This window comes from Devosia ureilytica, from assembly GCF_024273195.1.
Lineage (GTDB): Bacteria > Pseudomonadota > Alphaproteobacteria > Rhizobiales > Devosiaceae > Devosia > Devosia ureilytica.
The window spans coordinates 1-16207 of the sequence record NZ_JAMZCU010000007.1 but is presented as its reverse complement, the minus strand read 5'-3'; the positions used below and the strand labels follow the sequence as shown (position 1 = coordinate 16207).

General features: G+C 62.8%; 13 protein-coding genes. 12 read left to right on the top strand and 1 reads right to left on the bottom strand.

The annotated features are described in order from the left end of the window. The first annotated feature begins 344 nt into the window (after positions 1-344). From NIM87_RS16365 to NIM87_RS16340, 6 genes are all read left to right on the top strand, one after another. Entirely contained in the window at positions 345-1544 is a 1200-nt protein-coding gene (locus NIM87_RS16365) for an aspartate aminotransferase family protein (protein ID WP_408640091.1), read from the top strand. A 192-nt stretch (positions 1545-1736) separates the two neighbouring features. After that, positions 1737-2669: an ornithine carbamoyltransferase gene (gene argF, locus NIM87_RS16360; protein ID WP_254675777.1), complete on the top strand. Its 933-nt coding sequence runs from the start codon at positions 1737-1739 to the stop codon at positions 2667-2669. A gap of 123 nt (positions 2670-2792) precedes the next feature. Beyond that, the gene (locus tag NIM87_RS16355) at positions 2793-3803 is read left to right on the top strand and encodes an Hsp33 family molecular chaperone (protein ID WP_254675776.1); all 1011 of its coding nucleotides are present in this window, start codon (positions 2793-2795) and stop codon (positions 3801-3803) included. A gap of 135 nt (positions 3804-3938) precedes the next feature. Then, a complete protein-coding gene (locus NIM87_RS16350; protein ID WP_254675775.1) occupies positions 3939-4643 on the top strand; it encodes a helix-turn-helix transcriptional regulator in 705 nt (234 codons plus the stop codon). Positions 4644-4748: 105 nt separating this feature from the next. Beyond that, positions 4749-5408: an acyl-homoserine-lactone synthase gene (locus NIM87_RS16345; RefSeq protein WP_254675774.1), complete on the top strand. Its 660-nt coding sequence runs from the start codon at positions 4749-4751 to the stop codon at positions 5406-5408. Between the two features lie 5 nt (positions 5409-5413). Next, positions 5414-7315 (top strand): glycosyltransferase, encoded by a 1902-nt coding sequence (locus tag NIM87_RS16340; RefSeq protein ID WP_254675773.1) that lies wholly within the window; start codon positions 5414-5416, stop codon positions 7313-7315. On the opposite strand, the gene NIM87_RS16335 is transcribed toward NIM87_RS16340, so the two are convergent. Further along, on the bottom strand, positions 7246-8280 hold the full coding sequence (locus NIM87_RS16335) for a sulfate/molybdate ABC transporter ATP-binding protein (RefSeq protein WP_254675772.1): 1035 nt from the start codon (positions 8278-8280) through the stop codon (positions 7246-7248). The two genes, NIM87_RS16340 and NIM87_RS16335, sit on opposite strands and share 70 nt — an antisense overlap. Positions 8281-8564: 284 nt before the next feature. Between NIM87_RS16335 and NIM87_RS16330 the strand changes: the two genes are divergently transcribed. The 6 genes from NIM87_RS16330 (at position 8565) to NIM87_RS16305 (ending at position 15874) form a co-directional block, all read left to right on the top strand. After that, positions 8565-8813, top strand: coding sequence for a hypothetical protein (locus NIM87_RS16330; protein WP_254675771.1), 249 nt, complete (start codon positions 8565-8567; stop codon positions 8811-8813). Between the two features lie 136 nt (positions 8814-8949). Further along, entirely contained in the window at positions 8950-10758 is a 1809-nt protein-coding gene (locus NIM87_RS16325; RefSeq protein ID WP_254675770.1) for a sensor histidine kinase, read from the top strand. After that, positions 10755-12089, top strand: a complete 1335-nt coding sequence (locus NIM87_RS16320) for a sigma-54-dependent transcriptional regulator (protein WP_254675769.1) — start codon at positions 10755-10757, stop codon at positions 12087-12089. The genes NIM87_RS16325 and NIM87_RS16320 overlap by 4 nt, the downstream gene beginning before the upstream one ends. 193 nt (positions 12090-12282) lie before the next feature. Further along, the gene (locus NIM87_RS16315) at positions 12283-13242 is read left to right on the top strand and encodes a TAXI family TRAP transporter solute-binding subunit (protein ID WP_269468122.1); all 960 of its coding nucleotides are present in this window, start codon (positions 12283-12285) and stop codon (positions 13240-13242) included. A gap of 152 nt (positions 13243-13394) precedes the next feature. Beyond that, the gene (locus tag NIM87_RS16310; protein ID WP_254675768.1) at positions 13395-15500 is read left to right on the top strand and encodes a TRAP transporter permease; all 2106 of its coding nucleotides are present in this window, start codon (positions 13395-13397) and stop codon (positions 15498-15500) included. Then, complete coding sequence (locus tag NIM87_RS16305; RefSeq protein ID WP_254675767.1) at positions 15461-15874, top strand: DUF1850 domain-containing protein; 414 nt, start codon at positions 15461-15463, stop codon at positions 15872-15874. Before NIM87_RS16310 ends, NIM87_RS16305 begins: the two co-directional genes overlap by 40 nt. Positions 15875-16207 lie beyond the last annotated feature (333 nt).

Sequence of the window (16207 nt, the reverse complement as noted above, 5' to 3'; positions counted from 1 at the left end):
TTCATTGTGCTGCCAAAATGGCCTGGCAGCCTTGCGACTCTACAATTCGTATGTTGAGCGGGTCCGCCGCACGAGATATCGTGTCCCCAACGCCTTTGAGGTTACGCCATCGCGGGAATCAGGATCAAGAGTCGGGGGGGATTTTCCCCGATTATTCATAGGTTAATTTTACGCTAACAATCCCTGAGTCAAATCAGACACTTGCGCCGTGACTCATTGACTTTGCGGGTAATTTTCGCCTATTTCTCGGCACCAAACGCGCGGCCGAGAGGGCGCGTTTTTGATTTCTGTGGCAGCTTTGCCACGCTCCTTGCATCGTCGTTTCCAACATGAGGGAATTCGCAATGTCTGCGCTCTACGGCACTTATGCCCGGTCCGATCTCGCTTTCGAGCGGGGCGAAGGCATGCGCCTGTATGACCAGCACGGCCGAGAATTCCTCGATTTCCATTCCGGCATTGCCGTCAATGCGCTGGGCCATGGCGACCCGCACCTGGTTGCCGCGCTCAAGTCGGCCGCCGACAAGGTGTGGCACACCTCCAATGTCTTCACCATTCCCGAGCAGGAACGGTTGGGGCAGCGGCTGGTCGACGCCACCTTTGCCGATAAGGTGTTCTTCACCAATTCGGGCGCCGAGGCGCTGGAATGCGCCATCAAGACCGCCCGGCACTACTTTTTTGCCAAGGGCGAGCCGGATCGCTACGAGGTCATCGCCTTTACCGGCTCCTTCCATGGCCGCACCATGGGCACCATCGCTGCCGGCGGCAATCCAAGCTATCTCGAGGGCTTTGGCCCACCGATGCCTGGCTTCAAGCACACCGCGCCCGGTGATCTTGATGCCGTCCGGGCGCTGGTCGGCCCGCAAAGCTGCGCCATCCTGATTGAACCCGTGCAGGGCGAGGGCGGTGTCACCGCCATGAGCGCGGAATTCCTCCAGGGTCTGCGCCAGATCTGCGACGAAAACGACATGCTGCTCATCTTTGATGAAGTGCAGTGTGGGTTTGGACGCACCGGCCGGTTCTTCGCCTTTGAATGGGCCGGCATCACGCCCGACATCGTGGCGGTAGCCAAGGCCATTGGCGGCGGCTTCCCGCTGGGCGCATGCCTTGCCACCGAGGCCGCGTCTGCGTCCATGGTGCCCGGCACCCATGGTTCCACTTATGGCGGCAATCCCCTGGGCTGTGCCATGGGCAATGCCGTACTCGACCGTATTCTGGCGCCCGGTTTTCTCGATCACGTCGCCCAGATGGGCCAGCGGCTCGCCTGGCATTTGCAGCAATTGGCGCAGAAATATCCTGATTATGTGCTCGAAATGCGCGGCAAGGGCCTGCTCGCCGGCGTCAAGATTGCTCCGCCGGTACGCGATTTCGTGGCGCGCCTGCGCGACGACCACCAGCTGCTGACCATCGGCGCCGGCGACAATGTGTTGCGCCTGCTGCCCCCGCTCATCGTCACCGAAGCCGATATCGAGGAAGCCATGGCCAAGATCAGTGCCGCTTTCGACGCCATCGAAGCCGAGACGGCCTCGACCGCCGCAGCGGGCTGACCGGCATGTTGGTCTTCTACCATTTTGGACGCCGCCGAAGCGGCCTGTTCCCTCCGCCCCGGTGGAGCGCTTCCAGCAAGAGTTGATCGACTTTTGCGGTTCGGAAGCGCGACCCGCCAGATCAGGCGAAGCGACCAGCTGCGGCCTTCGGGCCATCCCGATTTTTGAAGCGTCATAAAAGGAGCCCGGCCCATGACGACGACCGGCACCCCGAACCATTTTCTGTCTATCGATGATTTCTCCTATGCCGAGTTGCGCGGCATGCTCAATCAGGCTGTTGCCCTCAAGCAGCGACTAAAGGATGGCGACCGGCCCCAGCTCCTCAAGGACAAGGTGCTGGCCATGATCTTCGAGCGCCAATCGACCCGTACCCGCGTCAGCTTCGACGTTGGCATGCGCCAGCTCGGTGGCGAGACCATCATGCTTTCCGGCCAGGAAATGCAGCTCTCGCGTGAAGAGACGCTGGAAGACACAGCCAAGGTCATGAGCCGCTATGTCGATGCCATCATGATCCGCATCCTCAGTCATGCCGATTTGCTTGAGCTGGCGGGGGGCGCCACGGTGCCTGTCATCAATGGTCTCACCCGTCGCGCCCACCCCTGCCAGATCATGGCCGACCTCATGACCTTCGAAGAGCATCGCGGCGATATCCGCGGCGCCAAGGTCGCCTGGGTCGGTGACAGCAACAATGTGCTGCATTCATGGGTCAACGCGGCCGAGCTGTTCGGCTGCCAATTGACCATTGCCGTGCCTGATGAATACAGCCCTGAAAAGGACCTGATGCAGGACATCAAGCGTGCCGGCAGTGCTGTGCGCCTGATCGAGGATGCGCGCGAGGCGGTCGAGGGAGCCGACCTGGTCATCACCGATACCTGGGTGTCCATGGGCGATGTGGATGCTGCCGAGCGCCGTCGGGTCTTGAAACCTTATCAGGTCGACACCAGTTTGATGGCTTTGGCGAATAAGGACGCCCTTTTCATGCACTGCCTGCCCGCGCATCGCGGTGACGAGGTGACCGACGAGGTAATCGACGGTCCCCAGTCGGTGGTGTTTGATGAGGCCGAAAATCGCCTTCATGCCCAGAAGGCCATTTTGTGCTGGGCCTTCGGGGTCGAAACGAACTAGCAGCTCCCTGCCTGCTGACAGCCTGCCTGTTCCGTCCCGCCTCACGGGAGCGGCATGGGCGGGCCGTTGCCAGAGAGGTAGCGCGTTTCGGCTCGAGGGCGTAGCCTTGAGAAAGAGAATGAAATGACCGCGGAAATGACCATGACCGACAACCTGCTCTCCAGCCTCGGCCTTGATCGCCCCGAGACCGGGGACGACGCCGTGGTGCCCTTTACCCTTGATAAGCTCGACACCCGTGGCCGCATCGTCCGCCTGGGCACGGCGCTCGACACTATCCTGTCCCGCCATGATTATCCCCTGCCGGTGGCTCGCCTCTTGGGTGAGGCCGTGGTGCTGTCCGCGCTGATCGGGTCTTCGCTCAAGTTCGAGGGGCGCTTTATCCTGCAGACGCAGACCGACGGCCCGGTGAACCTGATCGTGGTCGACTTCGACGCGCCCGACAGCATGCGCGGCTACGCCCGCTTTGATCACGATGCGCTGCTCAAGGCTGCGGAAGCGGGCAAGACCAGCCCTGCCGACCTTTTGGGCAAGGGGCATCTGGCCATGACCATCGATCAGGGTGCGCACACCGAGCGCTACCAGGGCATTGTAGCCCTTGATGGCTCTTCGCTCGAAGATGTTGCCCATGCCTATTTCATGCAGTCCGAACAGATCCCCACCCAGGTGCGGCTGGCCGTAGCGCAAATGTCGACGCGCGGCGATCATCGCCCGCGCTGGCGTGCCGGCGGCATGCTGATCCAGCACCTGCCGCCCAATGGCCTGTCGATGATGGCGGATCTGCCGGGCGACGGCAATTTCAACAATCCCAATTCTGCCGACCCCGATTTCGTCGAGGCCGATGGCTGGGCCGAGGCAAAGGCCCTGCTGGGCACCGTCGGCGACCTGGAGCTGACCGATCCGGATCTATCGCCCGAGCGGCTGATGTTCCGGCTCTATCACGAGACCGGCGTAAGGGTATTTCCGCCCCAGGATCTGGTGGAACGCTGCACCTGTTCGGCCGACCGCATCGAAGACATGCTGGCCAATAGCTTTTCCGAACAGGAGCGGCAGGACATGGCGGTCAATGGCGAAATCGAAGTGGTCTGCGAGTTCTGCTCGGCCGCCTATCGGTTCAACCCGCATCACTTTCACTGAGCCATTTTTTCCTTTGCAGTACTGGCGTTAGCTCCCAGGCGCCAGTATTGCGGCCCTTGCCTTATTTAAAGAACAAGGCCAATGTCCGCGCGAGTTCAATCGGCTGGGGGATATGCCGGGATGAATGCCGACTTAATGTCGACCATAGAAAGTATCCAGCATCAAACCAGCTCGGATGCGATCCTCAATGTCATGTACGCCGCCCTTGGCGAATATGGCTTCGAAAGCTTCATTGTTTCCGGCCTGCCAGACCCCGGGGTGGATGTTCGTCCCTTTGTCCTGCTCTCGGGCTGGGATGACGAATGGTACGAACGCTACACGAGCAAGGGCTATGTGCATCTTGATCCCGTGGCGCGGAACTGCTTTTCCACCACGCTGCCGTTCGACTGGTCGGACGCCCCCTATGACCGCGAAAACGACGCTGCGGCGCGGCGGGTTATGCAGGAAGCGCGCGACTTCGGCATGGATGAAGGCTTCTGCGTGCCCGTGCATATGGAAGGGGGCATGCAGGGCGTGGTGTCGCTGGTCGGCAAGACCGCGCATCTCGACGAGAAGGCCCGCCTCGAGCTGCATATGCTTTCACTCTATGCTCATGGCCGCCTGCGCTATCTCAATAGCCCTCTCAGCCGTCCCGTCGTTCGACGCGGCATTACCCCGCGTGAGGCTGAAATTCTCAAATGGGCCGCCACCGGCAAGACTGCATCCGAAATTGCCGACATCACCGGCCTGACGCCCCGCACCATTAATCAGCACTGTGAGAACGCGCAAAAGCGCCTGGGCACGAATAATCGCCTGCATACGGTGGTCGAGGCGATAAGACACAAGCTCATAACGCTATAATTCTGGGATAATCTTCAGCCTCTTGGGATATTTACCAATTTCTTAACAGCGCTCGCCTGTGCCTAATGCTCCCCATGCGGGGCCGAGGTCTCGGGGGGCAGAGCGATGAAATTGCATATCGTCCGCGATCCGGCGGACTTGCAGAGCCGTGAGCTGCTTGAGCAGAATTTCCTGCTGCGACACCGAGTTTTTGTCGAGCTGGAGGGTTGGGAAGCCCTTCGCCGACCCGATGGGCGCGATGTCGATGCGTTTGATAACGCCGATGCGACCCATCTTCTGATTACCGATTCAGCTGGAGCACTGGTGGGCGGTTCGCGCATCACGCCGCTGGATCGACCGAACTTGCTGCAGACTGTCTTTAACGGGTTAGTGCATGGAGAACTCCCCGCCCATCCTTCGCTTGGGGCCGACTGGACACGTTTCTACGTTCATCCTGATCGACGCGAAGGCCGGCGGCGCGCGCCCGAGTCTGCAGCCCTTTTCTGCGCGGTGATGGAGTATGCCCTTTCCCAAGGGCTGAGCTACATCACCTTTGTGTCTTCGATCTACATGCTTGAGCATGGCACCGCTGTCGGTTGGCGGATCACCCCGCTTGGCGCGCCGGTGATGAGCGATGGCAAGCCCACCATTGCCGCCTGGATCGAAGTTTCCGAACAGGCCCTGAGCAATGTGCGTCGGGTCACCGGCATCAGCCGAGCCCTCATGCCAGGCGACCGTTCCCCCCCGGTGACCGCCCCCGGAAATGCTGGTTTTTACGTGAGGTAGGTCTCATGTCCGAGGCCACCCGCCTGATGCAGGCCCTGCTGGGGCCCGGGACCAGCGTGCCCGAGGCGCAGGCGGCGCTCGAGGAAGCTTTACTCTCGGAAGCCGATCCTATGCTCTGGTGCGCGATCCAGCTTGGTCTCTCGGACGCCGAGATCATGCGCCGTGCAGCCACCTGGATGGATTTGGCCTATTTCGACGGCGTCCCGCGTGGCGCCCAGGTGAAGATCAAACCGCGGCAGCTCGAAATGCTGGGTGAGGTGCGCCTTTTTCGCCTGCGTATCCTTGATCGTGAAGTTGCCTTCGCGGCTCCCGACTTCTTCGGAGTCTTGCGGCTGGCTCAAACCCGCCAGAACCGGCCGGAACTGCGTCGTCTGCTCTGCCTCGTCCCGCCGTCTGCCCTGCGGGACTTCATGGTCCATCACGCCGGCGACGCGCTGATCGATGGCGCACGCCAGACCATGACCCGATACTGGCCACATGCGGCAGCCCAGCTCGACCTGACAAGTCCGGTCCGCAAGGGCTTTGTCATCTTCCTTCTGGTGCTGGCCGCCTTGGTCATTCTGGCGCCGCTCCTCGGGCAGGGCTGGCTCGCCCCCCTCTGGATTGCCCTCGTGCTGTTGCCCGCGACCTTGCGGCTTCTGGCACTGGCCATGCCACCCGAACCGGTCCACCGCGCCGATTCCAGGGAGGACCGGTCATCATTGCCCGTCTATACCGTGCTCGTGCCGCTGCGCGACGAGGCCAATATGGTCGCGCAATTGGTGGCAACGTTGGGCCGGCTGGACTATCCGCCCGAAAAGCTCGACATCATCTTTGTGGTCGAGGGCCGCTCTCCCGCCACGGTGCGCGCCGTGCGCCAGCACCTGGGCGATGTCCGGTTCTCCCTGCTGGTGGTGCCCGATGCCATGCCGCGCACGAAGCCAAAGGCCCTCGATTTTGCGCTGCCTCTGTGCCGCGGTGAGTTTCTCGTGGTCTTCGATGCCGAGGACCGGCCGGAGCCAGACCAGTTGCGACGGGTTGTTGCCCAATTCCGACGGCAAATCGATGTTGCCTGCATCCAGGCGCGGCTGGTCATCGACAACGGTGGGGAAGGGGCATTGCCAGCCATCTTTGCCGGCGAATATGCCGGGCTTTTTGCCGTGCTGCTGCCGGCGCTCGCCCGCTGGGGGCAAGTCATGCCGTTGGGCGGGACCTCCAACCACTTCCGCACCGAAACCCTGCGCCGGCTCGGTGGCTGGGACGCTTTCAATGTCACCGAGGATGCCGATCTTGGCGTACGGCTGGCCCGCCGCCAGTTGCGCTGCGCAACCACGACGTCTCGCACCTATGAATCAGCTCCGGTCGGGGTGGCGCCCTGGATGGGTCAGCGCACCCGATGGATGAAGGGCTGGATGCAGACCTATGTGGTGCACAATCGGCGCCCCGACAAATTGCTGGCCGACCTGGGCTGGCAGGGCACGCTCATGCTGCAGATCATCCTCCTGGGCATGCTGCTCTCGCCGCTGCTCTATGTGGGATATGCCGTGGTGCTGCTTGTCCTGGCGTTCAAAGGGCAATTGGCCTGGCCGGAAGCATCGATCTGGCCCATTGCCTGCACGGCCGTGCTGGTCATCGGCCATGCCGTGGCCATCACCACCAATGTCGTTGGCCTGCGTCGAACCGGCCAGAGCCATTTGATGGGGTGGCAGGCCTTGCTGCCGGGCTATTGGCTGCTCATCGGGCTGGCGACCCTCCTGGCGCTGCGCGAGTTTACGCTGCGCCCATTCCACTGGTTCAAAAGTCCGCATGTCGCCTCGGCAATGCCCGCGCCAATGCCAGCGGCCGAGCCCCTGCCGGCTCAAGCGGTCGGGAAGAGGGCCCAGCGCCTTGGCCGAAAGGCGATCCTTGATCGCTCGACGGCCGGGTGATCGAAGGGCAGGTCGATCTCGACCCGATGTTCCGAGCCACCAAGTTCCAGTTCCACGCGGCGTGTGCCGCCCACCCTGCGGCTCGTGGCGACGGTGCCGCTCAGCGCTGCGTCGTCATCGACCAATTCCACATCGTGCGGACGGAAAAACAGCCGCTGCGCCCCCGGTGCCCCCGTTGCGGCAAGGCCCAGCGGCCGGCCGGCTAGCGACACGCCGCCATTTTCGAGCGACACCGGCAATTGACTGGATTCGCCGATGAAGCCGAAGACAAAGGGTGAGGCCGGCGTGTCATAGACGCTGTCGGGCGTTCCCACCTGTTCGATCCGGCCCTGGCTCATCACACAGAGCCGGTCGGCCAGCTCCAGCGCCTCTTCCTGGTCATGGGTCACGAACACCGTCGTGTGCCCGGTGCGATCATGGATTTCGCGCAGCCATTTGCGCAATTCACGGCGCACCTGCGCATCCAGGGCGCCAAACGGCTCATCCAGCAGCAATACACGCGGCTCGATGGCCAGCGCCCGCGCCAGTGCCACGCGCTGGCGTTGCCCGCCCGAAAGCTGGCTCGGATAGCGCTTTTCAAGGCCCGACAATTGCACGAGGTCGAGCAATTCCATGGCCCGGCGCCGGATTTCGCCCATGGGCGGCCGCGTGGCGCGGGGACGGACCTTGAGGCCAAAGGCGACGTTTTCCAGAATGCTCATATGCCGGAACAGCGCATAGTGCTGGAACACGAAGCCGATATTGCGCTCCTGCACACTCTTGTCCGAAGCGTCTTCCTCGCCAAACAGGATGCGTCCGGCGGTGGGGCGTTCAAGGCCGGCGATAAGGCGCAGCAGCGTGGTCTTGCCCGAACCCGACGGCCCCAATAGCGCGATCAGTTCGCCCGAGCGGATGTCGAGCGAAACATCATGCAGCGCCGGGAACCGGTCGAATTCCTTGCGGACGTTTTCTACGCGAACTTCCATCATGCATCCCAAAGGCAGCCTGTTGGCCGTATTCGGAACAATTTCACCCCGACCGCAAGGGGCTTTGCGGGGCAAGGCCATGAATTTTTCCCCTTGAGCAGCCCCCGCGCCAAATTCTGCCAAGTTTGCCCGCTTTGGCAGGACAGTGCTCGCCGCCCCCGAAGCCTTGCTAACATGTTGAAAATGTTACGCCTTGGTTATTTTCCGTCTGTTCATGCCCAGGCCATGCTGAGGCAATGTGCCAGCGGGCATGGTGTCCTTGTTCACAACAAAGGACTTCTCCCATGAACAAGATCATCCTTCCCGCCGTCCTTGCAGCCCTCGCCATCACGGCCGCCGCTCCGGCTTTTGCCAACGAAGACAAAGTGTTCGATCATTCGAGCGTCTACGTGACCCAGGACATTGCCGCCCAGGGTTTCAACGTCGTCAATGTCGAGGAATGGGGCGAGTATGTCGTTGCCACCGTGGTCGACGCCGAAGGCCATTCAAGCTTCAAATATTTCGATCCCGACACGCTGACCCTCGTCCGCTGATTTCCCAAGGGGGGCGGCTTCGGCCGTCTCCTTCTATAGAGTGACGAGCGACCGCCCGTTGCAACTGCCACTGAACTGGGCTCAAACTCTGCTGACCTGTCGGATCAAACCGGCAGTCATGGAGGAACGCGCGGTCTTGCTCGCATCAATTCGTCGACGCCATATCTGGCTGGCCGTCCTGACCCTGACGGTTGTTTCGTGCCTGGCGCTGGGCGCCTGGCGCGTGGCCTATGTGCGCGGCCTTGGCGAAGTTGAGCGGCAGGTGCAGGACCGCCTGACGGTCAATCTGCGCTCCGTTGAAAGCGAGATCGAGCGCTTCCGCTATCTTCCCGGCGTCATCGGCGAGGACGAACGCATCCTGGCCATGCTTGAGGGTCCCAGCCGCGCCGCGGTCGAGGCCGCCAATCAATATCTGCAAACGGTCAGGGCGATGTCCGGCGCGGACGAGCTCTATGTTCTCGATCTGGCCGGCGATACGCTGGCCGCCAGCAACTGGAACGAGCCGGGCAGTTTCGTCGGGCACAATTACGCCTTCCGCCCCTATTTTTCCGATGCCATGCTCACCGGCTCCGGTCGCTTCTATGCGGTGGGCGTCACCACCGGCAAGCCAGGCTACTTTCTCTCCAGTCGCATCAATCGGGGTAATCGAGCCATCGGCGTCGTGGTCGCCAAGGTTGACATGGGACCCCTGGCCCTCACTTGGGCGGCGGCGGGCGAAATGAGCGCCATTGCCGACCGCGAGGGTGTGATCTTTCTGTCCGGCGATCCCCGCTGGACCTACCGCCCCCTGCAGGAGTTGGATCCCGGCACTGTAATGCGCCTCGAAGAGCAGCGCCGCTACGACGGTATCGACATTGCGGCCGCTTCGCCGCTGGCGCCGACGGCAGGCAGCAATGCCTCAAGCCTGTTCATCGGTGAAGATGAGCGGCACCTGCTGGCACGCCGGGCGGTCGAACCCGACGGCTGGCAATTGCTCTCGGCCCTGCCGCTTGAGCCGGTTGAACGAGAAGCCCGATTGATTGGTGGGCTGGCGGCGCTGGTCGCTGTCCTGGGGCTCGGCGCCTGGCTGCTGTTCAATCAGCGCGCCCAGATCACCCGCTTCAAGCTTGATCAGAATGCCGTGCTCGAAGAACGCGTCGCCGAACGCACCAAGGCACTGGCTCATGAAGTGGAGACACGCCGTCGCGCCGAGGCCGAATTGCGCGCCACTCAGGAAAATCTCATCCACGCCGCCAAGCTCGCCGCTCTCGGTCGCATGTCCGCAGCCATTGTGCACGAGGTCAGCCAGCCCCTTTCCGCCCTCGACAATACATTGGCAGCCGCGGATCTGCATGCACAGCGCAATGCGCCCGGCGAAGTGCGGCGCCTGCTCGAAGGTGGCCGCAGCCTGTTGCGCCGCATGCAGCGCACGATCAAGCATTTGCGCAGCTTTTCCTCGCGCCGCGATCCCGGGCCACCCGAGCCTGTGCAACTGGCCGGTGTGCTCGATGCGGCCATGGATATCTTGACCCCCCAGGCGCGCGATGCCGGCGTCATGGTCACCGCTGTGTCCGAGCCGGGCCTGCCCGCAGTCGCCGGCAATGCCATGCGACTTGAACAGGTTTTCATCAATCTGGTCCTAAACGCCATCGAGGCGACGGCGGCCGCTGGCAATAGTGCGGTCACCCTGATCGCGCGCACCGAGGGCGGGGGGGTTATCGTCGATATTGCCGATACCGGCACGGGCATTCCCGACACAGTGCGCGAGCGGCTGTTCGAGCCCTTCTTCACGACCAAGAAAAGTGGCGAAAGCCTCGGGCTGGGCCTGTCCATTTCGCGCACCCTGCTTGAGGAATTCGGCGGTTCTCTCCGTTTCGAGCCCGGTGCCGATGGCGGCACGTTGGCCCGCGTGGCCCTGCCGCTCTATCAGCCGTCGGCGGTCCCCAAGCCATTGGTGTCGGCATGAGCCGCGGGCGGGTGCTGTTTATCGATGACGAGGCAGAACTCTGCGCGGCCGCCGAGGAATGGCTTGGCGTCTGCGGTTTTACCGTCACCAGTTTCACCGTTCCCGCTGACGCCGTGGCCAGGGTCGATCCCTCGGGGCTCGACTGCGTCGTGACCGATGTGCGCATGCCCGGCATGACCGGCATTGCGGTGCTCGAGCATTTCCGCGCCATCGCGCCAGACCTGCCGGTAGTGCTGCTCACCGGCCATGGCGATGTGCCGCTGGCAGTGGAGGCCATGCGCAGCGGGGCGCATGACTTCATCGAAAAACCATATGACGCCGAACTGCTTGTGGCGGTGCTGGATCGTGCCGTCGAGCGGCGGCGCTTGGGGCGCGAACTGGTCCGGCTGCGCCAGGCGGCGGGCGGCGCCGAACTCGAAGACCGGCTGGTGGGCCTGTCCCAACCCATGGTCGCGCTGCGCCAGAGCGTCCTGCAACTGGCCGATATCGATGTCGATGTGCTGGTAACCGGCGAAACCGGCACCGGCAAGGAAGTCATTGCCCGTGCCCTCCACGATTTCGGAAGCCGTGCCAAGGGTCAGTTCGTCGCCATCAACTGTGCCGCTATTCCCGAAACCGTCTTTGAAAGCGAGATGTTCGGCCATGCCCGTGGCGCCTTCACCGGCGCTGCGGCGGAGCGCATCGGCAAGCTCGAATACGCCAAGGGTGGAACGGTTTTTCTCGACGAGATCGAATCCATGCCCCTGGGCCTTCAGGCCAAGGTCTTGCGCGCCATCCAGGAGCGCTGCATCGAGCCCCTGGGCAGCAATGCCTCACGCGCCATCGACGTCCGCTTCATCGCCGCCAGCAAGGTCGATCTGCGCGCTGAAAGTGAAGCCGGCCGCTTCCGCCCCGATCTCTATTTCCGCCTCGCCACGGTTGAACTTGCGGTGCCGCCGCTGCGCGAGCGCCGCGAAGATATTGCGCTGCTTTTCAATCTCTTTGCCAGCCGGGCGGCACAGCGCTTTGCCATGCCCCAGACCGGCGAACCAAACCTGCCGGCAAGTCACCTCGCCTCCAATTGGCCGGGCAATGTGCGCGAGCTCAAGGCCGTGGCCGAACGCGCGGTCCTTGGCGTCGGACAAAAATGGACGGGGCAGGGGGATGTGCCTGGCGAACAGACGCTAGCCGACAAACTCGCCAGTTTTGAAGCCCGGATGATCGACGAGGCTTTGCGCGCCGCCCACGGCTCCACCGCCATTGCTGCCGAAACCCTTGGCCTGGCCCGTCGCACGCTGAACGAGAAAATCGCGCGCTACGGCCTGCGTGCCGATGCCGACCTCGATAGCTGACCCGGTCTGGCGGATTTCCGCTCCGGCTCCCTGCCATCTGGCGGATTTCCGCCTGGACTGGGCAGGGCCACTGGGCCTGAGCCCCGCAACACAAGGGTTCGGTAATCTGGCACGCCGATTGCTAAGGTGGAGGCAGTCCCGTCGCGTGGAGGTGGCGGGGCACACATAAAACATGCTTTGGGAGGATCTTCGCATGTCATTCAGTCCCGCTCGTCGCGTTGCAACCCTTGTCGCCGGCGCCGTCATGGCCGTCAGCGGCAGCGCTGCCGTCAACGCCCAGGAGTTCATCAACATTCTTACCGGCGGCACGTCCGGCGTTTACTATCCGCTCGGCGTGGCGCTCTCAGAGCTCTATGCTGAAAACATCGATGGCGCCCGAACCCAGGTGCAGTCGACCAAGGCCTCGGTCGAAAATCTCAATCTGCTGCAGCAGAAAAAGGGCGAACTGGCCTTTGCTCTGGGCGACTCGGTCAAGTCCGGCTGGGATGGGCTTGAGGAAGCCGGCTTCCCCGCCCCCCTCACCGAACTGCGCGCCATCGCCGCCATCTACCCCAATTATGTCCAGATCGTCGCCTCGGCCGAAAGCGGCATTGAAACGCTCGAGGACCTCAAGGGCAAATCCATCTCTGTCGGCGCCCCGGCTTCGGGCACCGAGCTCAATGCCCGCGCCATCTTCGCTGCCGCCGGCATGAGCTACGACGACCTGGGCAAGGTCGAGTTCCTGCCCTATGCCGAATCCGCTGAGCTGATCAAGAACCGCCAGCTTGACGCAACGCTGCAGTCTTCGGGCCTGGGCGTCGCCTTCATCAAGGATCTCTCGGCCACCATGGACATCACCATCGTGTCCATTCCAGCCGAGACCGTAAACAGCATCGGCGCGCCCTACATCGCCTCGGTCATTCCTGCCGGCACCTATGACGGTCAGGACGCTGACGTCCCCACCGCCGCCATCGGCAATATCCTGGTCACCCACGCGGGCGTCAGCGACGAAACCGCCTACCAGATGACCAAGCTGATCTTTGAGAATCTCGACCGGTTGAAGGCTGCCCATGCCGCTGCCAATGGCATCGATCCGGCCACCGCCACGCAGGGTCTTTCCATCCCGCTGCATCCGGGTGCCGAACGCTATTATCAGGAAGCCGGCCTGCTCTAGCACTCTGGTGATATCCGCCAGCGGCCGCCCCGTCGCCTCCCTCCCCCTTGTGGGGAGGGAATGAGGCGGGGCATCGGTCCCAAGCGAGAGGGTGTGCCTGAGCTCTTCGGCACAATACTATCAATATCTGCGAGTCCTGGGGAGGAAACTCGATGACCACTCTATCGGCGGCAAAGCTGCCCGAACCGGCCACGGCTGAAGAAGCCGTCGAGGGCCTGCCGCCCGGCTTCGGCGCCGGCGTCCTGGGCCGGATTGCCTTTTTCATCGCCATCGCCTTTGCCTTGTTCCAGCTCTGGACCGCAGCCTATGGCACCCTGCCCAGCCAGGTGGTGCGCGCCATGCATGTGGGCTTCCTGTTGCTGCTCGGCTTTGGCCTTGTCGGCAATCTGATCGCCAAAACCGCCTGGAGCCGTGCCTTCTATTGGACGCTCGCCGTGCTCGGCTTTGGCACCGGCCTTTACAACTGGGTGTTCTACGCCGATCTGCTCAAGCGCAGCAGCTTCCTGACCATGCCCGACCTGATTGTCGGCTCGCTGGTCATCGTTCTGGTCTTTGAAGCGGCCCGACGGCTCATGGGCCTGCCGCTCATCATCATCTCCGGCCTCTTCCTCGCCTACTGCTTCTTCGGGCAATACATGCCTGGCCCCTTCGTCCATCGCGGCTATGATTTCGCGCAGATCGTCGAGCATTTTGGCTTCGGCACGGAAGGCATCTACGGCACCCCCATCTATGTCTCCTCCGCCTACATCTTTATCTTCGTGGTTTTTGCCGCCTTCCTCGAACGCGCCGGCATGATCCGCCTGTTCAACGACTTTGCCCTCGGGCTGGTCGGCGGCTGGCGCGGCGGTCCGGCCCAGGTCTGCACGCTGTCCTCGGCGCTGATGGGCACCATTTCCGGCTCGGGCGTTGCCAATGTGGTGGCCAGTGGTCAGTTCACCATTCCGCTGATGAAGCGCTTCGGCTTCCGTTCGGCCTTTGCCGGTGGCGTCGAGGCAACCTCCTCGATGGGCGGGCAGATCATGCCCCCGATCATGGGCGCTGTGGCCTTCATCATGGCCGAAACTCTCGACGTGCCCTATAGCACCATCGTCATCGCCGCCCTGATCCCGGCCATTCTCTATTTCGCCACCTGCTTTTGGGTGGTGCATCTGGAATCGGGCAAGGCCGGCCTGCGCGGCATGAACAAGGCCGACTTGCCCAACCCCTGGCATGCCGTGCGCGATCACTGGCCGCTGGTGCTGCCGCTGGCCGCGCTCGTCTACTTGCTGTTCGCCGGCTATACCCCGATCTTTGCCGGCACCATGGGCCTGGCGCTGGTCGTCGTTCTCATTCTGGGCACGCCGCTTGCCGCTGCCATCGGCCCCCGTGCCTTTCGTTATGTGTTCTGGATTGCCCTGGGACTGGCCGCCGCCGCCTTCATTCGCTTCGGCGTCAACCTTCTGATGCTGGTCATTGGCGCGTTGGTATTGGCCTGTGTGTTCGTCAAGGGCGGCAGGGAAACCCTGGGCATCGTTCGTGACTCGCTGGCCGAAGGCGCGCGCAATGCCCTGCCGGTCGGCGTAGCCTGCGCCATTGTGGGCATTGTCATCGGCACCCTGACCCTCACGGGCATTGCCTCAACCTTCATCGGCGCCATCATCGCCATTGGCGAAAACAACCTCTTCCTCTCACTGGTGCTGACCATGCTGACCTGCCTGGTGCTCGGCATGGGCATCCCCACTATCCCCAATTACATCATCACCTCGTCCCTGGCGGGGCCGGCGCTGCTCGAATTGGGCGTGCCCCTGCTCGTCAGCCACATGTTCGTGTTCTATTTCGGCATCATGGCCGATCTGACCCCGCCGGTGGCCCTGGCCTGCTTTGCCGCCGCCCCCATGGCCAAGACCTCGGGGCTGAAGATTTCCGTCCAGGCGACCAAGCTGGCCGCCGCCGGGTTCATCGTCCCCTTCATGGCCGTCTATACGCCCTCCCTGATGCTGCAGGACGGTGGCGCCATTGCCGCCCAGTTCGGCTATCCGGTGGAAGTCGTCTACATCATCATCAAGACCGTGCTGGCCATTGGCCTGCTCGGCGTGGCCGTGGTTGGCTTCCTTGTCGGCCCGGTCGGCCGGCTTGAGCGGCTGGCAGCCTTTGGCGTCAGCATTCTCCTGATGCTGGCTTTGCCATGGACTGATGAATTGGGCTTCGCCTTGGCGCTGCTGCTGGTCGGCCAGCACTGGTGGCGCATGCGGCCGCCGCCCAGGGCCGCGGCGTCCTGATGCTCTGCGTGGCCTCGGCCGGGGCCATTGCAGCCCTGGCCGTATCCAGCTTCAGCCTCGGTTGGACCCATTCGGTCGAAAAGACCCAATGGCAAGAGCATTGGGTGGTGCAGGCAGAAACCCTCCAGCTGGTGCAAGCCAGCGTCGAGGGACCGGGGGCGGGGATTGCCGTCCCGCCAGATGCTGTCTGGGACGAGGGGCGCTGGACCTATGTGCCCTCGCTTCCGCCTCTGCCTGAGCTGGTTCTGGCGGCTTCCGGCATGACCCCCAGCCCCTGGACCCTCTGCCTGCCCGACGGTAACTGCCGATCCTTGGGGGGCGAGGCCGGGGAACCGGTGCGCATCTGGGTCGCGCCATTATGCGAGCCGCAATAGCGCAACGTGCTGAAAGCCCTGCAAACACGGGGGTTTGGATGAGGTTATGCACATCACCAGGTCGGGGCCCGAAAGAAATGTCATCTTTCTTTCATGAGGGGTGTTGACGCGGAAATGGGCCTCCCCTATAACCCCGCTCGTTGACGACGCAAGTGCCTCCGGGCGCTTCCACTGACAACGATCCTGACAGGGCAGACGATCTGCCGGTTCGCCGGACAGGAAGTCATGTTCCCTAGTGGAATTCAGAGAGTGCAAACTCTCTCCGACGTTGTAGCCCTCGCGGGCACTGGGTCAGCTCTTTGACATTGTGAAGATTGAAGAAAGAGAAACGTG

Bases quoted from the DNA above. Each gene is read 5' to 3' on its own strand.
- NIM87_RS16315 (WP_269468122.1), top strand. From the start codon at position 12,283: ATGTCATTCAGTCCCGCTCGTCGCGTTGCAACCCTTGTCGCCGGCGCC.
- argF (WP_254675777.1), top strand. From the start codon at position 1,737: ATGACGACGACCGGCACCCCGAACCATTTTCTGTCTATCGATGATTTC.
- NIM87_RS16320 (WP_254675769.1), top strand. From the start codon at position 10,755: ATGAGCCGCGGGCGGGTGCTGTTTATCGATGACGAGGCAGAACTCTGC.
- NIM87_RS16345 (WP_254675774.1), top strand. From the start codon at position 4,749: ATGAAATTGCATATCGTCCGCGATCCGGCGGACTTGCAGAGCCGTGAG.
- NIM87_RS16365 (WP_408640091.1), top strand. From the start codon at position 345: ATGTCTGCGCTCTACGGCACTTATGCCCGGTCCGATCTCGCTTTCGAG.
- NIM87_RS16350 (WP_254675775.1), top strand. From the start codon at position 3,939: ATGTCGACCATAGAAAGTATCCAGCATCAAACCAGCTCGGATGCGATC.
- NIM87_RS16340 (WP_254675773.1), top strand. From the start codon at position 5,414: ATGTCCGAGGCCACCCGCCTGATGCAGGCCCTGCTGGGGCCCGGGACC.
- NIM87_RS16330 (WP_254675771.1), top strand. From the start codon at position 8,565: ATGAACAAGATCATCCTTCCCGCCGTCCTTGCAGCCCTCGCCATCACG.
- NIM87_RS16310 (WP_254675768.1), top strand. From the start codon at position 13,395: ATGACCACTCTATCGGCGGCAAAGCTGCCCGAACCGGCCACGGCTGAA.
- NIM87_RS16335 (WP_254675772.1), bottom strand. From the start codon at position 8,280: ATGGAAGTTCGCGTAGAAAACGTCCGCAAGGAATTCGACCGGTTCCCG.
- NIM87_RS16355 (WP_254675776.1), top strand. From the start codon at position 2,793: ATGACCGCGGAAATGACCATGACCGACAACCTGCTCTCCAGCCTCGGC.